Source organism: Paenarthrobacter sp. TE4293, from assembly GCF_050435325.1.
In the GTDB taxonomy this organism is placed as follows: Bacteria; Actinomycetota; Actinomycetes; order Actinomycetales; family Micrococcaceae; genus Arthrobacter; species Arthrobacter nitroguajacolicus_C.
Genome location: NZ_JBNJRY010000001.1, coordinates 658483 through 676750, shown reverse-complemented (window position 1 = coordinate 676750; position 18268 = coordinate 658483). Strand labels below are relative to the sequence as shown.

General features: G+C 61.0%; 11 protein-coding genes. 8 read left to right on the top strand and 3 right to left on the bottom strand.

What is annotated here, in order from left to right; genetic code table 11:
- The gene (locus QF015_RS03095; RefSeq protein ID WP_429386892.1) at window positions 1-2877 is read right to left on the bottom strand and encodes an FAD-binding and (Fe-S)-binding domain-containing protein; all 2877 of its coding nucleotides are present in this window, start codon (window positions 2875-2877) and stop codon (window positions 1-3) included.
- Window positions 2864-4597, bottom strand: coding sequence for an IlvD/Edd family dehydratase (locus QF015_RS03090; RefSeq protein WP_429386890.1), 1734 nt, complete (start codon window positions 4595-4597; stop codon window positions 2864-2866). Before QF015_RS03090 ends, QF015_RS03095 begins: the two co-directional genes overlap by 14 nt.
- Window positions 4598-4628: 31 nt before the next feature.
- On the opposite strand from QF015_RS03090, the gene QF015_RS03085 reads away from it, so the two are divergent.
- The gene (locus QF015_RS03085; RefSeq protein ID WP_429386887.1) at window positions 4629-5408 is read left to right on the top strand and encodes an IclR family transcriptional regulator; all 780 of its coding nucleotides are present in this window, start codon (window positions 4629-4631) and stop codon (window positions 5406-5408) included.
- Between the two features lie 132 nt (window positions 5409-5540).
- Here QF015_RS03085 and QF015_RS03080 read toward each other — a convergent pair whose 3' ends face one another.
- Window positions 5541-6608, bottom strand: a complete 1068-nt coding sequence (locus QF015_RS03080) for a LacI family DNA-binding transcriptional regulator (protein ID WP_429386885.1) — start codon at window positions 6606-6608, stop codon at window positions 5541-5543.
- Between the two features lie 308 nt (window positions 6609-6916).
- Here QF015_RS03080 and QF015_RS03075 point away from each other — a divergent pair, with 308 nt between their 5' ends.
- The 7 genes from QF015_RS03075 (at window position 6917) to QF015_RS03045 (ending at window position 18205) form a co-directional block, all read left to right on the top strand.
- The gene (locus QF015_RS03075; protein ID WP_429386882.1) at window positions 6917-8452 is read left to right on the top strand and encodes an ABC transporter substrate-binding protein; all 1536 of its coding nucleotides are present in this window, start codon (window positions 6917-6919) and stop codon (window positions 8450-8452) included.
- Between the two features lie 30 nt (window positions 8453-8482).
- A complete protein-coding gene (locus QF015_RS03070; protein WP_429386879.1) occupies window positions 8483-9421 on the top strand; it encodes an ABC transporter permease in 939 nt (312 codons plus the stop codon).
- A complete protein-coding gene (locus QF015_RS03065; protein ID WP_429386876.1) occupies window positions 9418-11178 on the top strand; it encodes a dipeptide/oligopeptide/nickel ABC transporter permease/ATP-binding protein in 1761 nt (586 codons plus the stop codon). Before QF015_RS03070 ends, QF015_RS03065 begins: the two co-directional genes overlap by 4 nt.
- 2 nt (window positions 11179-11180) lie before the next feature.
- A complete protein-coding gene (locus tag QF015_RS03060; protein ID WP_429386873.1) occupies window positions 11181-12038 on the top strand; it encodes an ATP-binding cassette domain-containing protein in 858 nt (285 codons plus the stop codon).
- Window positions 12039-12209: 171 nt separating this feature from the next.
- A complete protein-coding gene (locus tag QF015_RS03055) occupies window positions 12210-14927 on the top strand; it encodes a family 78 glycoside hydrolase catalytic domain (RefSeq protein ID WP_429386870.1) in 2718 nt (905 codons plus the stop codon).
- Complete coding sequence (locus tag QF015_RS03050; RefSeq protein ID WP_429386867.1) at window positions 14924-16435, top strand: family 43 glycosylhydrolase; 1512 nt, start codon at window positions 14924-14926, stop codon at window positions 16433-16435. Before QF015_RS03055 ends, QF015_RS03050 begins: the two co-directional genes overlap by 4 nt.
- 9 nt (window positions 16436-16444) lie before the next feature.
- Window positions 16445-18205, top strand: coding sequence for a DUF5605 domain-containing protein (locus QF015_RS03045; protein ID WP_429386864.1), 1761 nt, complete (start codon window positions 16445-16447; stop codon window positions 18203-18205).
- Window positions 18206-18268: the final 63 nt, after the last annotated feature.

Sequence of the window (18268 nt, the reverse complement as noted above, 5' to 3'; positions counted from 1 at the left end):
TCACGATTTTCCTGCAGCTGATCGTGGAGCCGCAGCGCGATCAAGTACCTCAAGAACGTGAACGTACGATTGACCCGTGGCCCTGGTCATGCCTATTTCACAGGTGCGGTTGCACGAAACGTAGGCGTCGAATCCGCCTGAACCTATTTCGGCCGATTCTCGTTCAGTTGCGCTGGCTGTGAGCTCGGGATGCAGCATGCCGCGGTCACCGGCAAAGGCACAACATCCCCAGTCTTCCGGGACTGTCACCTCTGATGCCACGGCCGATGCCAGCTTCATGAGGTTCGGGTTGGACCCTGCCCGGGTACTTGAGCACGTGGGATGGAGCGCGACGCTCTGAACGGCGGTCCCGATGTCGAGACGGGGGAGTATGTTTTCGGCAGTGTAATCGACGGCATCGATGATGCGCAGTGCCTTGAACTCCGGGTGTTTGCTGACCGCCTTTTCAAGTGCAAGCACCAGTCCCTCAGAACATGAGGAGTTATCGCAGACGACGGGCAGCTGGCCGTGATTGGAGGCCTCCCACAACGCGTCAGCGGTTCGCTCAACCATGTGGTGGTAGCCGCCAAGGATTCCCTTTGACTTCCACGGTGTACCGCAGCACAAACTGCCAATCGCGTCCGGACGTACGAGGCCGATACCGGCCTTGGCGGCGAGGGATTCGAAGGCCACGGCGACACCCTCGCCGCCTTCGGCCGGGCCGAACATGGTCCCGACACAGGCTTGGAAGTAGACGGCGTCGACGTTGAGGTCCGACCCCGAACGGCGCCTGCTCCCGCCCTTTGGCAGGTCCTTGGACCACAGTGGGAGGGTGTCTGGTCCTACCAGTGATCTTGCCGCCACGTTCGGACCGGTGATCAGGGATGCCGGCACAGCGGCCGCGAGCGTGAGCGCTGCGGAAGCAGCTTGTGTGACGGGCTTCCAGGCCTTGCCCGCGGCTATCCAAGCCGCGGACTCAACCGCTCCAACCTTTTCGGACCTGAGACGTCGCACCAAGTCACCGGTGTTGATGAGCACGGGACAGGCCGTCTGGCACATGCCGTCGACGGCGCATGTGTCGACGACCTGGTACTCCTGCTCCCGGCGCAGTTCCCTGGCCAAGGATGAGTCACCGCGTAATTCTGCCTCCGCAATGGCGCGTTGAATGACGATTCGCTGGCGGGGTGTGGTTGTCAGGTCTTTGCTCGGGCAGACCGGCTCGCAGTAGCCGCATTCGACGCAACGGTCGACTTCGCCATCGACGGTGGGGGTGGATTTGAGGTCTTTGAGATGCAGGTTGGGGTCCGCAGTGAGCACGGAATCCGGGTTCAAGATGCCTGCCGGGTCGAACGCCTCCTTGATCTTCAGCATGATCGCGTAGAGCGTAGGGCCGTATTGACGTGCAACGTAGGGCGCCATGATGCGGCCGGTGCCGTGTTCGGCTTTGAGGGTGCCGCCGGCACCGAGCACCAGGTCGACCATGTCTTCGGTGAACGCTGCATACCGGGCGAGATTTGACTTGTCATCGAAGTTCTCGTTGATAAGGAAATGCACGTTGCCGTCTTTGGCGTGGCCGAAGATGACTGCGTCGTGATACCCGTGGACCTCGAACAGGCGGGTGAGACCTTCACAAGTCTCAGAGAGCGCTGCGACCGGAACCGCAATGTCCTCGAGGAGCGCGGTCGTGCCCGAGGGTCGGGAGCCGGCAATTGTTGCGTACAGGCCTTTCCGAATGCGCCAGAGGGAGGCCCGTGTGTTTCCGTCCTGGGACAACACAGGGGCAGCGGCGAGCGGCAGGCGGGCGAAAAGTGACTCAGCGTTGCGGGTGACCTCACGGAGCGCAGCGGACGTTTCCGCTTGGTACTCCACGAGCAGTGCACAATGGCTGACAGGCTCGAACGGGGGGAGAGCGGACCGGGACGCCGGATCTATGCGGGCTGCGCGGAGGGAAGCGGCGTCCATAAGCTCGATCGTTGCCGGGCCGGTGGAGATGAGCTCCACGAGTGTGTCCGTTGCTTGGCCCAGGGTGTCGAACACCAGCAACGTGGTAGCCGCGAACGGGAGAAGCGGCACGGTATTAAAGGTCGCCTCGGCAACAAAGCCCAGGGTTCCTTCACTGCCTATCATGAGGTGCGCGAGGATCTGCACGGCGGTGTGGTGGTCCACGAGGGAGTTGAGCCCGTAACCCATGGTGTTTTTCATGCTGAATTGCCGTGTAATCTCAAGGCCCAGCTCCGGATCAGCGAGAATCTCTTCCCGAAGAGCCATCAGGGCGTGCCAGAGCTCGGCATCATTGGTGCGAAGCCTGTCGTCTGCGTCTTCGGCGCTGGTGTCGACAACGGTGCCGCTCGGAAGGACAATGACCGCTGAGCGTAAGGTCTGATAGGTGTTCTGATGGATGCCGCAGGCCATACCACTGGAGTTGTTGGCGACGACACCGCCGATGGTGCAGGCGATTTCGCTGGCAGGGTCCGGCCCGAGTCTGCGGCCGTGGCGCAGGAGACGGGCATTGACCTGGCGAACTGTGGAGCCGGGGCCGGCCCGGACAATCAGACCGTCGTTTTCGACGGAAATGGAACGGAAGAACTTGCGTGTGTCGACAAGGATGCCGTTAGAGGACGCTTGGCCAGACAGGCTTGTGCCACCGGACCGGAACGTCAGAGTCTCACCCGCCGCTGTCGCATGGGCAAACAGTGCGGCGACTTCCTCCGCGTTTTTCGGGGTCACGACCGCGCGAGGAGTGAGCAGGTAGTGGGAAGCATCGACAGCTGCCAGCACCCGGTCGAACACACTAGTCGACACTGCATCCGGCCGGGGGAGAGCATCGCTGAGCCCGCCGGCAAGGCCCGGCTCCGCGGCAGTGAGCGCTGAGCGCGAGGCTAGGCTAGTGGCTTTCACGGCCCACGGCCTCCCCACTGGATCCTACAAGGAAGTCCAGGTCAGCGCCTTGGTCGGCCTGCATGACGTGGTCGACGTAAAGCTTGGCCCAGCCACGGGCCGGGGCGGCATACCCGGCCTCGCTGGCCGGGCTCTGAGAGCGGGCATGCAACTCCTCATCAGAGACATCCATCGTCAGAGTGCGGTTTTCGACGTCGAGAGTGATGATGTCGCCAGTGCGGACGAACGCCAGAGGCCCTCCGGCTGCTGCTTCAGGGGCCACATGCAAGATGACTGTGCCGTAGGCAGTACCACTCATCCGGGCGTCACTGATACGCACCATGTCCCGAACTCCCTGTTCCAGAAGTTTTTGGGGCAGGGGCATATTGCCTACCTCGGGGAACCCCGGATAACCACGCGGCCCACACCCCCTTAGCACCAGAACCGAGTCGGCACTGACCTCAAGGTCAGGATCGTCGATCCGTTCACGCATGTCCTCAATGCTGTCGAAGACAACGGCCGGGCCTGTGTGCTGTAGCAGGGCGGCCGTCGCGGCGGCGGGTTTGATGATGGCTCCGCGTGGCGCGAGGTTGCCGCGCAGCACCGCAATGCCCGCGTCCTCCATCAAGGGAGCCTCGCGCGGGAAAATAACGGTCTCATCGTAGACAGGCTGGTCATCGAGGTACTCCACGAGCGGGGTCCCCGTCACCGTGATGGGCTCCGGATGCAGGAGATCCTTCACCTGGGACAGGAGCGCCAAGACGCCGCCGGCGCGGTACAGATCATCCATGAGGAACGTCCCTGAGGGCTGCAGGTTCGCCATGACTGGCACCCCGGCGCCGGCCGCGTCAAAGTCTTCGAGGGTCAGATCGATTCCGAGACGACCGGCGATTGCCAGCAGGTGCACGACGGAGTTGGTCGATCCGCCCACGGCAGCAACCGCGATGATCGCGTTCAGAAAGGACTCTCTTGTCATGACATCGCTCGGGCGACGTCCCTTCGCTACCATGTCGACGATGAGCCTGCCGGTGTCATGGGACATGGAGAGTAGTCGGGCGTCCGGAGCCGGGATTCCAGCGAAACCGGGGATTGTCATCCCCAGGGCTTCAGCGACCACCGCCATCGTCGAGGCGGTCCCCATCGTGTTGCAGTGCCCCTTGCTGCGGATCATCGATTGCTCTGATTGGATGAACTGACCATCGGTAATCGTGCCGGCTCTGGCCTCTTCGCTGAGGCGCCAGACGTCGGTGCCGCAGCCCAGGGCTTTGCCGCGGAAGTGGCCCGTGATCATTGGTCCGCCTGGCACGACAACCGCAGGGATATTGACCGATGCCGCAGCCATTAACAGCGCCGGGATGGTTTTGTCGCAACCGCCCAGCAGCACCAACCCATCGATGGGGTTGGCCCGGAACATCTCCTCCATCGCCATCGCGGCCATATTCCGCCACAGCATGGCAGTGGGCTTGACCTGGGTCTCACCCAGGGAGACGACGGGAAGGTTAAGCGGAACGCCGCCTGCCGCCCACACCCCCTGCTTGACCGCGTCAGCGACTTCGTTTAGGTGCATGTTGCACGGAGTCAGGTCAGAGGCGGTATTGGCGATGGCGATCTGGGGCTTTACGGACTCCAAAGCGTCCTCTGGGAGACCTCGGCGCATCCACGCCCGATGAATATACGCATTCCGGTCCGAACCGTCGTACCAGTCGGCGCTCCGTAGATGATCCACAGTGACCTTTTCCATTAATTAGAATTTAGTAGTATTATATGGAATTATGTCACAGAATTCAGCCCAAGGCCACGGAGAACGCCTTGTGGGCTCCGACCGCGTTCTCGCCGTCCTGATCGAACTCGCAAAGCGCCCAAGGGGGGCGACGCTGGAGGAACTCGCAGCAGCCCTCGACAGCCCCAAGTCCACGGTGCACCGGGCCCTTGCCTCTCTTCGGAAGGCATCACTGGCAGAACTGACCGCACGTGGGGTCTACTCAGTGGGAGATGAGTTTTTCAGGCTTGCGTTCAGCAACCATGCCGCCCGTCCGGACACCGAGCGGCTTCAACCGTTTCTAACTTCACTGGCTGGTGAATACGGTGAGACCGTGCACTACGCGGTGCTCGATGGCAAGGACGTTGTGTACCGCGCCAAGGTTGACCCGGCCCATGGCTCGGTAAAGTTGACTTCGTACGTCGGCGGTCGTAATCCGGCCTACCGGACCGGCGTCGGGAAGCTGCTTCTGTCCTACATCGTGAATACTGAGTCGGAGCTCGCCGCGTGGCTGGACGGTGGTGAACTCGAAGCAAAGACGGAGTGGACACTCACGGACCCGGCCGCTCTCCTGGCCGAATTGCAGGCAACCCGCTCGCGCGGTTACGGCATTGACGACCAGGAGAACGAGCTCGGTATCAATTGCATCGCTGTCCCTGTCTTCGGCACCTCTTCGGTGATGCCCGCAGGAGCAATCAGTGTTAGTGCTCTGCGCTTCAGGTACCCGCTGGAACGCCTGGTCCAGTCAGCGCCGGCACTTGCCGCCCGCGTGAATTCGGCCCTCACCATCTAGGCTCCCGGCCTAGCTCCCAATAGCCAACGGAACCGGTAATGACCAAGGGCGCTCTTGTTGCGTTCCGGCTCCGTTGGGTGACGCGAAGCCGTCCATGCGCATGTGGGCCTCTCGAACTTCCTCTGGGTAGTTCTAACGATTGATGTGAAGGGCTACGGACTGCCTCGCGGGCGCGGCGCTGGTGTTTCTCGGTACCAGCTGCGGTGCGATCACGTAATGTGCTGGTTGGGTCCGGCCCTCGATGCGTTCGAGCAGCAGGCGGGTGCTGTTGGCTCCGGTGAGCTGGCCTGATTGGTCAACTGTCGTGAGCGAGATCCGGCCGATGGCTGACACATAGATGTTGTCATAGCCAGCAACGGAAAGGTCTTCAGGAACACGGAGTCCACGTTCTTCAGCGGCACGAAGGACGCCGAGTGCGGCGATGTCCGCTCCCGCAAAAATAGCGGTGGGTGGATCATCTCCGGAGAAAGTCTGGATCGCGGCGTCGTAGCCGCCGATTTCTGAATACGCAGTTTCCACAATTTCCGGGACGAGTCCGTGGCGCGTCATTGCTTGCTCATAGCCGTACCGGCGTGCCGTGTGCGAGAGGACGAAAGGCTCAAGCCCGCCGGATGGCATGCTGGTATGGACGATCCGATCATGGCCGAGCGAGACCAGGTAGTCAACCATCAGGCGGGCACCTTGGTACTCGTCGTCGACCACCGTGTCAAAGTTGGCGGCGGCACCATGTCGGGCGACAACCACTGTGGGGATCTTTCTGCCCAACTCTTCGAGCCACTCCGCTTCCATCCAGGGTGCGACGAGAATGAGGCCGTCGACCTGACGGTCCATCAGGGCCTCAATACTTCTCTTCTGACGGGCGGGCGATACTCCGCCTGTGATGAGGACCTCTTGGTAGGGCGTACCTTCAAGTGCATCGGTGACTCCCTGAACCACTTCGGGTTGGAATGGCGAACTCATCTCCACAATCATGACCCCGATTGTGTAAGACTTTCCACGCATTGCCCTGGCGCCTGCGTGCGGCCGGTACCCCAGTTTTTCGATGGCGGCTGTGACACGCTCCCGCATTTGCGGGCTAACGCCCGAGGCCCCCCTGATGACCTTTGACACCGCAGAGAACGACACGCCCGCTTCGCTGGCAACGTCCTGAAGAGTTGCCCGCTTTGGTTTGTCCGTAGCTGTGGTTCGGTTGGGTGTCACCGACGACCCCTTCTTTGTGATTTGATGGCCAGCTCAGTGTATCGCGATGGACAACGTTGCACCACTAGTATCAGAACTTTCGGTAGAAATGGACCTCAATAAATCTATACACCCGTCAAAAATGCCTACATCAAAAGGCTATCTGGCTGGCAGCGTGAGATGGGCAACAAAAATCTCTTGACGGCGCTGATGCTCTAGCCTAGTGTTCTTTTGGACAACGTTGCACGTTCCGGATTCGACGTCTTTGACTCGAAAATCGGCGGCCGTTGCTGGCAGCGTTCCTGCCCTCAACAACAAAGGAGTTATTCATGCGACGCACACGACGACGTGCCCTAGTCGCCCTTGCGGCCCCCTTGGCCGTTGGGCTTGCAGCCTTAACAGGCTGCACGAGCGGTGGCCAGACGGGCGACACGAGCGGAAGCTCATCGAGCAAAGAAATCCTGACCATCGGCATGACCGCTGACATTCAAGGCTGGGACCCGGGTGTTCAGCCCAGCTACCAGGGCTGGAGCGCCGACGCGGTATGGGATTCCCTGCTGCGATGCGACAAAAACGGTAAGCCGGAGGCATCTCTGGCCGACAAATGGGAGTTCAGCGCCGATCAGAAGACGGCTACCCTCCACCTGCGCGAGGGCGTAAAGTTCTCGGACGGCACCCCCGTGGATGCTGCTGCGGTGAAGACCAACGCTGAATACTATGCAACTGCCGGCGGAGCTTCCAGCCGTTGGGCAGGAATCACCGTCACGACCCCTGACACCCAGACCGTAGTCATCTCCTGGCCCGCGCCGAACCCGCTGCTTGCATTGCGCATGTGCGAGTCCAAGATCGCCACACCTGCATCCATCCAGGGCAAGAAGTTTGATGTGCCGGTCGGCTCCGGCCCTTACACTCTGGACGTCGCGAACACCACCCGCGGCTCGGTCTACACGTTCACTAAGAACGACTCGTTCTGGGACAGCAGCCGCTTTCCGTACAAGAAGCTTGTCCTGAAGGTTCTCGAAGACGAGACAGCAGCGGTCAACGCCCTGAAAACAGAGCAGATCGACGGCACGATCGTTTCCTCGGCCACCCTTGAGGAAGCCAAGGGTGCAGGCGAGAACATCCAGACTCTCAAGGGCAGCAGCACCACGCGCCTGCTGATCACCGACCACCTGGGCGAGAAGGTCCCAGCCCTGGGTAACCTCGATGTCCGCAGAGCCATGAACATGGTCTTTGACCGCAACGCGATGTCCGAGAAGCTGTACCAGGGCCACGCATCACCGGCGTATCAGATCTTCCGTGAAGGAAGCGATGCCTACATCCCGGACATGAAAGACCCATACCCCTTCAACGTCGACGAAGCCAAGAAGCTGATGGAAAAGGCCGGATACTCTGACGGATTCACCTTGCAGATTCCGACGATGACCGGCCAGAATCACGAAACGCTGATGCCGTACATCACCCAGCAGCTGGCCCAGATCAACATCAAGGTCGAGCAGGTTGCCCTGTCCGGACCGAACGCTATCTCCGAGCTTCTCAGCGGAAAGTTCCCGGTGCCGCTGTGGCAGCTGGGCAACTACGGCGAATCCTTGCAGGACATCAGTGACTACGTTCTCAAGGACGGCATTTGGAATGTCTCCCATCAGCCGGACGCCAAGGTTGACGCTTTGTGGGCCACGGTATTGTCAGGATCGGATACCGAGCGCAAGCAGGCACAGCAGGACCTGAACAAGTACGTCACCGAGCAGGCCTGGTTTGTTCCGATGGCCTACATGGACCGCTTCTACGCATCCAACCCCAAGGTTGATGTCCAGGAATCCAGCGACTTCTCCGGTCTGCACCCGCTCCTGCGCGACTTCAAGTAAACGAACACAAGAGACCCAGCGACCACAGTGATGTTATCTCTCCTCAAAAGCCTTCTCCGCTCCGCGGCCATACTCCTTCTTGTCAGCTTTGCAACGTTCTGTCTCATGTTTGGCAACGGAACGGGAATTGCCAGGGCCATCCTGGGCTACCAGGCGACAGAGGCTGATGTTCAACGCAAAGTGGTCGATCTGGGCCTCGATCGTCCATTGCTTGTGCAATTCGGCGACTGGCTGGTCAACGCGGTCACCGGCAACCTCGGCGAATCCTTCTTTACGGGACAAACCGTGACGTCGGCTCTTTCGACCAGGGTGCCGGTGACCCTGACCTTGGTCATCCTCACATTGATCTTTACTTTGATTCTCAGTGTCCTCCTCGGCGTGGCAGCGGCCGTCTACGGCGGTTGGCTCGACAAGGTGCTCCAGTTCATTTCAGTTCTGGGAGCCGCCGTTCCTCCTTTTATCATCGCCATCGCCTTGGTTTTCATCTTCGCCATATCCGTCCGGATGTTCCCGGCTACAGGGTATGTTTCCCCCGACCGGAGCTTCAGTGGCTGGATTCTCTCCGTCACCCTGCCGGTCATAGCATTGCTTATCGGCTCAGTGGCCAGCGCAGCCAGCCAGTTCCGCGGAGCTGTCCTGGACGCGCTCTCCAAGGACTTTGTCCGGACCCTGCGGGCCAGGGGGCTCAAGGAGTCGCACGTTATTTTCAGACATGTGCTCCGGAATGCAGGCGGCCCCGGCTTGACGGTTCTCAGCCTCCAAACCCTGGGGCTGCTCGGCGGTGCCATCTTCGTTGAACAAGTCATGGCACTTCCCGGGATGGGACAAATGGCAAACCAATCCGCCCAGCAAGGCGACGTACCCATGGTGATGGGAACTGTCGTGGTGACCATCATCATCGTGCTGTGTGTGAACTTCCTAGGCGACCTTGCCAATTCCGTCTTGAACCCGAAAGCGAGGACCCGATGAGCGCTGAAGCAAGCATGATTGAGACTGAAGCCGAGGTCCCTGCAGCCGGCCGTTCCGTATTGCGGCGCCTGTTGACAAACCCACAGGGCATGATCTGCATCGTGTTCCTGCTGTTGGTGATCCTGTTCGGGGTTCTTAGCCCTTGGCTGGCCCCCTTCCAGCCCAATGAGGCGGACCTGAACTCGGTGAACGCACAACCCTTCTCCGAAGGCCATCTCTTCGGCGCCGACCGTGCCGGTCGCGACATCCTCTCACAGCTGATGTGGGGTACAAATGGCACTCTCATTGGCTCGTTGCTGGTGTTGGTGATCGCGGTCCTGCTCGGTGTCACCACCGGACTCCTCTCCGGTTTCTACCGAGGCAGGTTCGAAGCCATCGCCGGTTTCGTCACCGACCTCATCATGTCTTTGCCGAGCATTGTTCTGCTGATTGCTCTGTTTGCTCTCACCGGACCGAACGTCATGGTCGCCATGGCAGTCTTCGGCGTGCTGGTCGCCCCAACCTATTACCGGCTTGTGCGCTCGGTCGTTCTGGGGGTGCGGACGGAGCTGTACATCGACGCAGCTAAAGTTGTGGGCCTTTCAGACCAGCGCATCATTGGCAGGCACGTGCTTTGGGCTGTCAGGGCCCCCGTGGTTATTCAGAGCTCCTTTGTCGCAGCATCGGGCATTGCCATCCAGGCTGGTGTGGAGTTTCTTGGCCTCGGGGATCCTGAACAACCGTCGTGGGGCGGAATACTCCAGAACGCGAACAGCAACATCTATAACAACCGGTTCGGAGTGCTCTGGCCGGCGCTCCTGATCAGCCTCACCATTCTTGCCCTCATCCTGTTGGGGAACGTCCTCCGTGATGTCCTGCAATCCTCGGCTCACAACAAGACATTGAAAAAATCGCGCCGACGCGCGATGCTCACCGAAGCCCAGAATGCTCGGACCGCGTCTACGCCGTCAGGATCCGATGACGCCCTGTTGTCCATCCGCGGTCTGAAAGTCGGCTATCCGGACGGCCCCGATCGTGTCCGCACGGTGGTGCACGGCGTCGACTTGGACGTCCGCCGCGGTGAAATCCACGGTCTTGTGGGTGAATCCGGATCCGGAAAATCCCAGATGGCGTTTTCAACGCTGGGCATCCTCCCTAAGGAAGCCCTCATCCTCGGTGGCAGCATCTACCTGGACGGCCAAGACCTGTTGGCGGACGACAAGGCACTCAAGAACGCCCGCGGCCGACGCATCGGCTACATCCCGCAGGAGCCCATGTCCAACCTGGATCCCTCATTTACCATCGGTGCGCAACTCGTCTACGGCCTCCGGGCCGTCAAGAAGATCAGTGAAAAAGAGGCCAAAGAACAACTGATCGCACTGCTGACACGCGTTGGCATCCGCAACCCCGAAGGTGTCATGCGCCTTTACCCACACGAAATATCCGGAGGTATGGCCCAAAGGGTCCTGATCTGCGGTGCCGTCGCCGGCGACCCGGACCTGATCGTCGCCGATGAACCAACCACCGCCCTGGACGTCACGGTGCAGGCTGAAGTACTTGAGCTGCTGCGTGAGCTCAGCACCGAACGCGGTCTGGCCATGATCCTCGTTACCCACAACCTGGGCGTCGTCGCAGATCTATGCGACACGGTGAGCGTCATGAAGAACGGCCGGATTGTGGAACGAAACGATGTCGAATCGCTGTTCAGCAGTCCCGAGCAGGATTATACGAAAACGCTGCTGGAATCCTCGCGCAGCGTAGAACTGATGGAGGCGTAACGGTGACTTCTCCCATACTCCAAGTCGAAAACCTCGTAGTGACCTATACCGGGCGGCACGGGCTTTCGAAGAAGGTCATAGACAACGTCAGCCTTGACCTGAAGGCTGGCGAAACCCTGAGCCTGGTGGGTGAATCCGGGTCTGGCAAGACGACCATCGGCCGGGCAATCCTTGGACTCGCACCCGTCACCGAAGGTTGCATTAAGTTCCGCGGTGAGACCATCAGCAACATCTCCCGCTCTCAGCGGCGGAAGGTGGCTCGAGGCATCCAGGTGGTCTTCCAAGACCCCTACTCGTCGCTAAACCCCTCCATGACGGTTGAAGACATTCTGGTGGAACCCATGGCCGCCGCTGGTGCGCCGGGAGGTCGTCAGCGCGTGAGGGAGCTGCTCGATTCGGTCGGCTTGCCCAGCGATTCGGGCAGCAGATACCCGAAAGAGTTTTCGGGCGGGCAACGCCAGCGCATCGCGATCGCCCGCGCGCTTGCTCTTGATCCGTCCGTCATCATCTGCGACGAGCCGACCAGCGCACTGGACGTTACCACTCAGGCCCGTGTCCTGACCCTGTTCAAGGAACTGCAGGAACAAACCGGCGTCGCGTACTTGTTCATCAGCCACGACCTGGGCGTTGTGAACTCCATCAGTGACCGCATCGCCGTGCTGTATCAAGGCTCAGTTGTTGAAATTGGGGAGGCTGATCAGGTAGCCCGTGCACCACGTCATGACTACACTCGCCGCCTTCAGATGGCAGCGCCCGTGGCAGATCCGAAAAAGCAACGTGAACGCAGAGCCGCCCGGCTGCAGCTCCTGGCCGCCGAAAAGGCCGCCGATGTACACCAAGGTGCCCCCGCCAAGCTCTGACCGTCCCGCTTAACCAGCTGCCCTCCCTGACCGGGCAGACAACTGTTACAACACCGTCTGGAGACATTCATGGCACATGTTGCCGCTCCCCAAGGCCTACGCTTTGATCAACGAACCGACTCTTCACCAGTTATTGGGCTGGGTAACCCAACGCCGAGGCTCTCATGGTTTGTGCCGGCCGCTGATGCCGGCTACACCCAATCTGCCTACGACATTGAGGTCACACGCGGTGAAGCAGTTAAGGTCTACCGGGTCGAAAGCAACGATCAGGTGCTGGTCCCGTGGCCCGCGCCTGAGCTGAGTTCCAGGGAGTCCGCCGCAGTACGGGTTCGTGTCACAGATGGTGCAGATTGGAGTGACTGGAGCGAAGCCTCAACTGTCGAAGCCGGCCTCCTCAATGCATCGGACTGGGTAGCCGATTTTGTTAGCCCTGCCGAGATAGGTGGAGCCGGCATGCCGGCTCCCATCCTCTCCGGGATCCTGGACCTGCCTGGAGACATCATCAAAGCCCGGCTCTACGCCACAGCGCACGGCATCTATGTCCCCACCATTAACGGCCAGCGCATCGACGACACCGTGCTGGCACCGGGCTGGACCTCGTACGAGAACCGTCTTCGCTACCAGACCTATGACGTCACGTCGTTGCTGCGGCAGGGTGCGAACCACCTGGAGATGCTGCTGGGTAACGGCTGGTACCGAGGGCGTCTGGGCTTCGAAAACAAGCGTGCCATCTACGGAGACCGCCTGGCCGTTTTGGCGCAACTTGAAGTCACCACGGTGGACGGTTCCGTCCACGTTCTCCTGTCCGATGATTCCTGGACCGCCCGCAACAGCCACATTGTTGCCGACGACCTCTACGACGGCCAGAGTACCGACCTTCGCAAGAAGGCCGGCATCACTGATTCTCCCTCCAGTGCTGTAGAAATCATTCCCGCGGATCATTCACTGCTAGTGGCCCCGGAAGGCCCAGCCATCCGTCCAACCGATGTACTCCCGGCGGCGTCTGTCTTTACTTCTCCTGCCGGGAAGACGCTGGTCGACTTTGGACAAAACCTCGTGGGCTGGGTCCGCCTTCGGACGCACGGTCTTCCGTCGGGCGCCGAAGTGGTTATTCAGCATGCCGAAGTCCTTGAAAACGATGAACTCTGCACCGAGCCTTTGCGGTCCGCGAAGGCTACTGACACTTTCGTCGTGGCCGGGGCCTGGGAGGAAACCCTGGAGCCGTCCTTGACACTGCACGGTTTCCGGTACGCCGAAGTCACTGGTGTTCCGGACCTGAAGGCCGAGGATATTGAGGCTGTCGTCATTGGTTCGGACCTGAAGCGTACTGGATGGTTTTCATCGTCGAATGAGCTGCTGAACCGGTTCCACGAGAACGTTAACTGGAGCATCCGCGGAAACTTTGTCGATGTGCCAACTGACTGCCCGCAGCGCGACGAAAGACTCGGATGGACCGGAGACATCCAGATCTTCGCCCCCACAGCTTCATTCCTCTACGACATTGGCGGGTTCCTTGGTTCCTGGCTCCGCGACGTGGCCGCCGAGCAGCTTCCCGACGGGTCTGTACCGCACGTGGTTCCGGACGTCATCCACTCGGAGTTCACCAACACCCCTACGGCTGCATGGGGTGATGCAGCTGTCCTTATCCCGTGGACGTTGTATCAAAGGACGGGAAACCGCCAGATCCTGGAACAGCAGTACCCAAGCGCGTGCAAGTACCTTGCCAAGGTGGCCTCACTGGCCGGCGACGACATGTTGTGGACTGGCGGGTTCCAGTACGGGGACTGGTTGGACCCCAGCGCCCCGCCGGAAGACGCTGCCAGGGCCAAAACGGACCCCGACGTCGTCGCTACCGCGCATTTGGCGCGTTCTGCCGAGGTTCTGGCCCATACCGCCGCCATACTCGGCCACGATGAGGACGCAGCTACGTACCACAAGCTCTCCGCAGAGGTGCGCGCCGCATTTGCCCGTTCCTATGTGACCCCCTCGGGTCGGATTCTTTCCGACACCCAAACAGCGTATGCAATGGCACTGGAGTGGGCGCTCCTGCCCAGCGAAGACCAGCGCCAGGAGGCGGGGCGACGGCTCGCTGATCTGGTTCGCGTCAGCGGTTTCCGGATCAGCACCGGTTTTGTTGGCACACCGCTCGTTTGCGATGCTCTGACTGCCGCCGGCGAAGTCGACGTCGCCTACCGTCTGCTCCTCCAAACCGGGTGCCCCTCTTGGCTCTACCCCGTCACCATGGGTGCCACCACGGTCTGGGAGCGATGGGACAGCCTGCGGCCGGACGGCAGTGTGAACCCTGGCGGTATGACCTCGTTCAACCATTACGCCTTAGGCGCCGTGGCGGACTGGCTGCACCGGACTGTCGCCGGCCTGGCGCCGGCGTCACCCGGGTACAGGACGATCACCGTCCAACCGCGGCCGACGGCGGCGCTCACCCATGCTGCTGCACGTCACCTGACACCTTACGGTGAAGCCTCGGTTCAGTGGCGGCGGGCGGGGGGACAGCTGACCCTCGACGTTACCGTCCCGGTTGGCGCCAGTGCCACCGTTCACGTCCCTGGCGCGAGGGAACCGGAAATGGTGTCGCACGGAACCCACACGTGGACCATTGCCGATCCCACTCCGAACACCGGGGAGAGTAATGCCCTGACGATCCGCGAACTCTTGGACCGCCAGCCTCTCACTTGGTCAGCAGTGGTGGACGCCGCCGTCGAAACCGGCATTGCACCCGAAGGTGAGGCGCAGACCGCGGACAAACTAGCCAGATATTTGGACCAGCCTGTCGGCAGTCTGGGATACGCCTTGGTTCCCGAACCATGGATAAACCGGAACGTTCCTCTGCGGGAGAAGGTTGCCCGAATACTGAAAGGCTCCCAAGAATGACAGCGACCTCAACGTACTTCACTGCGGACCGTGCGCTGCCGGCGAGCTCTGCCGTCCAGCCGATCCTTTCCGGTTTCTATCCTGACCCCACCATCTGCAGGGCAGGGGAGGACTATTACCTGTCCACCTCCAGCTTCGAGTACTTCCCGGGTGCACCCATCTTCCACAGCACTGATCTGGTGAATTGGACACAGATCGGCCACGTTTTGGACCGGCGGACCCAGTTCCGGCTGGGCAACCCCCTGCCGTCGACCGGGATTTATGGTTCCACGCTCCGCGAGCACGACGGGACCTTTTGGTTCATTACCACCAACGTCAGTGACTTCGGTGCTGGGCAAGTGCTGGTCCGGGCAAGCGATCCGGCCGGACCGTGGAGCGAGCCGGTGTTCATCGGGGACGCCATAGGCATCGACCCTGATCTGTGCTGGGACGACAGCGGCGACTGCTACCTGAGCTGGAAGGCCATGAACTTTTCCGAAGGTGAAACCGGGATCCTTCAGGCCCGCCTTGATACCAGCACCGGAATGCTTCGCGAAGCGCCGTATCCGATCTGGCAGGGCAGCGGAATGGGCGCGGTGGAGGCACCCCATCTGTACCGCATCGGGGAGTACTGGTACCTTCTGCTGGCGGAGGGCGGTACGGAACGCGGCCACTGCGTGACCGCTGCCCGCAGCACGCATCCATCGGGGCCGTTTGAACCCTGTCCCAGCAACCCGGTGTTCACCCACCGCAGTTCGATCCATCCCGTCCAGAACGTTGGGCACGCCGACCTTGTCCAGGCACCCGACGGCGGATGGGCGGCCGTGTATCTGGGAGTCCGCCCCAAGGGATCCACGCCTGGATTCCATGTTCTTGGCCGCGAGACTTTTCTTGCGGGCATCGACTGGGTGGACGGCTGGCCGGTCTTTGACGAGGACCGCTTTCGCGTCCCGATAGCAGACACCGCATTTGCGGACGACTTTTCCGCCCCTGATCTGAACTCTCGATGGGTGGTACCGGCGGGGGAGCCGGAGAACGTCGCCCAGCGCAACCCACAGGGTGGCTTGACGCTCCTACCAATGCCGGACGGTTCACCGGGAATGCTGTGCACCCGTGTGAAGGATTTAAGGTGGACAGCAACAGCGACCATCCAGGGACAGGGCAGCTTCCTGCTGCGCATGGACGACAGGTACTCTTACGGGATCACCGTTCGGAACGACGTCGTTCAGGCCTGGGCCCGTATCGGTGGGCTAACGGTCGACCTCGGTTCGTCCCCTGCTGAGGCAACCACCATCTTGCAGATTGAAAGCGTCTCCGCCGACTCTCCGACAGTCCCCTTGGGCCACGGCGGGCCGGATGACATTGTGCTCTCTGTCGTTCAGCGGACGGGAATAGTACAGCTGGGCCGCCTGGATGGGCGGCATCTGTCCACGGAGGTTGCCTCCGGTTTTACAGGGCGCATGTTGACCCTCGAAGGCGCCGAAGCCAGCGGGTCAATAGTGTCAGTCAATTACACCCCTCACATCTAGGAAATTCCATTGCCTTTCACGAAGAATGCTCTAGTCAGGGACATCCTGGCAGACCCTGCCGCTTCCCGGGTTCTGGAGCTGCACATTCCCGGGTTCGCCACGTGGAATGACTGGACCCTGGCGCCCCTGGCTACCCTGGACGAAGTATCACACTGGGCGCGTGGCGTTGGTGCGCAGGCGCCGGACCTTAATGCACTTTGGCGGGATATGGCTGCTGTCGAGTCGTCCCCCATTGTAGTTACGGCAGATGATGCCCCGAAGCCCGCCATTTGGGGAGACCCGGTAGTCAGCGGCGTGGTGCAGCCTTCTGCGCAAGGCCCAGCGATCCCTTCCCAACAGTGGGGCGTGGCCGAAGTTGTGTTGGCCGGCCCGTCAGCCGGGAATCCGTTCACGGAAATTGAACTCGAAGCGACATTCCAATCCGGCAGCGAAACGGTGCGCGTAGGCGGCTTTTACGACGGCGAAGGCACGTACCGTATTCGGTTTATGCCACCGCGGGCCGGAACCTGGCAGTTCGTGGTGAATTCGAATTCCGATGACCTCGACGGAGCCGCGGGCTCCGTCGAGGCCACAGCGCCCGCAAAGGGCAATCGTGGTCCTGTAGGTGTTCGTGACACCTTCCACTTCGCATATGCCGACGGAACTCCCTACCTGCCGTTCGGAACCACCGCCTACGCCTGGACCAACCAAAGCGCCGAACTGCAGGAACAGACGCTGCATACCCTGGCTGAAAGCCCCTTTACGAAGATCCGGATGTGCGTGTTCCCTAAGTCCTACTCCTACAACGCGAATGAGCCCGAAAGCTTCGCGTTTGAGCAGAACCCTGATGGCAGCTGGGATTTCAGCCGGTTCAACCCCGCCTTTTTCCGCAACCTCGAACAACGGATTGACGGGCTCCGAGAACTGGGGATCGAGGCGGACCTGATCCTGTTTCACCCCTACGACCGATGGGGTTTTTCCGCCATGCCGGAGTGGGCGGAAGACCTCTACTTGCGGTACATCGTCCGCAGGCTCGGTGCCGACCGCAATGTCTGGTGGTCCCTGGCCAACGAGTACGACTTCATGCAATCGAAGAACGAGCAGGATTGGGAGCGGTTCGCCGCCATCGTCGGAGAGGAAGACCACGTGGGGCACCTCATTTCTATCCATAACGGAGTTTCCTTCTACGACTATTCACAGCCTTGGGTGACCCACTGCAGCGTCCAGCGCACTGACAACTACTTGTCCGCCGAGAACACCGACGCGTGGCGCGAACGCTGGGGTAAACCCGTGATTGTCGATGAGGTTGGCTATGAAGGTGATGTCGCTGAAGGTTGGGGCAACCTTAGCTCCCAGGAAATGGTGCGTCGCTGCTGGGAGGGCGCAGTGCGGGGCGGCTACGTCTCTCACGGGGAGACGTACCTCGACGATGACGACGTCATTTGGTGGGCCAAGGGAGGCAGCCTCAGGGGTCAATCACCCGAGCGAATCGGGTTTCTCCGGCGGCTGGTGGCTGAGGCTCCCAGCGCGCGATGGGATCCGCTCCCGGGCGACTGGGATTCGCGCACCGGAGGCGACCAGGACCACCGGGTCATATACCTGGGGATCGGGCGGCCACGTTTCCGTTCGGTATTGGTTCCGCCCGGCGCTTCCTGGTACGTGGATGTGATCGATACGTGGAACATGACGATAACGACGCTGCCGGAACCGGTTGAGGGTCGGGTCATCGTGCAGTTGCCCGGCCGCGAATACATGGCTATCCGGGTCCGGCGCGTCACAACTACCAACTAACCCACAGGCCGAGACGGCCACTGATCCGCAGTCTTCGCGGCAGGAAACATCAATCTTGTGAGG

Excerpts from the sequence above, each read along its gene's own strand:
- QF015_RS03070 (WP_429386879.1), top strand. The coding sequence starts at position 8,483 with ATGTTATCTCTCCTCAAAAGCCTTCTCCGCTCCGCGGCCATACTCCTT.
- QF015_RS03090 (WP_429386890.1), bottom strand. The coding sequence starts at position 4,597 with ATGGAAAAGGTCACTGTGGATCATCTACGGAGCGCCGACTGGTACGAC.
- QF015_RS03085 (WP_429386887.1), top strand. The coding sequence starts at position 4,629 with ATGTCACAGAATTCAGCCCAAGGCCACGGAGAACGCCTTGTGGGCTCC.
- QF015_RS03050 (WP_429386867.1), top strand. The coding sequence starts at position 14,924 with ATGACAGCGACCTCAACGTACTTCACTGCGGACCGTGCGCTGCCGGCG.
- QF015_RS03065 (WP_429386876.1), top strand. The coding sequence starts at position 9,418 with ATGAGCGCTGAAGCAAGCATGATTGAGACTGAAGCCGAGGTCCCTGCA.
- QF015_RS03075 (WP_429386882.1), top strand. The coding sequence starts at position 6,917 with ATGCGACGCACACGACGACGTGCCCTAGTCGCCCTTGCGGCCCCCTTG.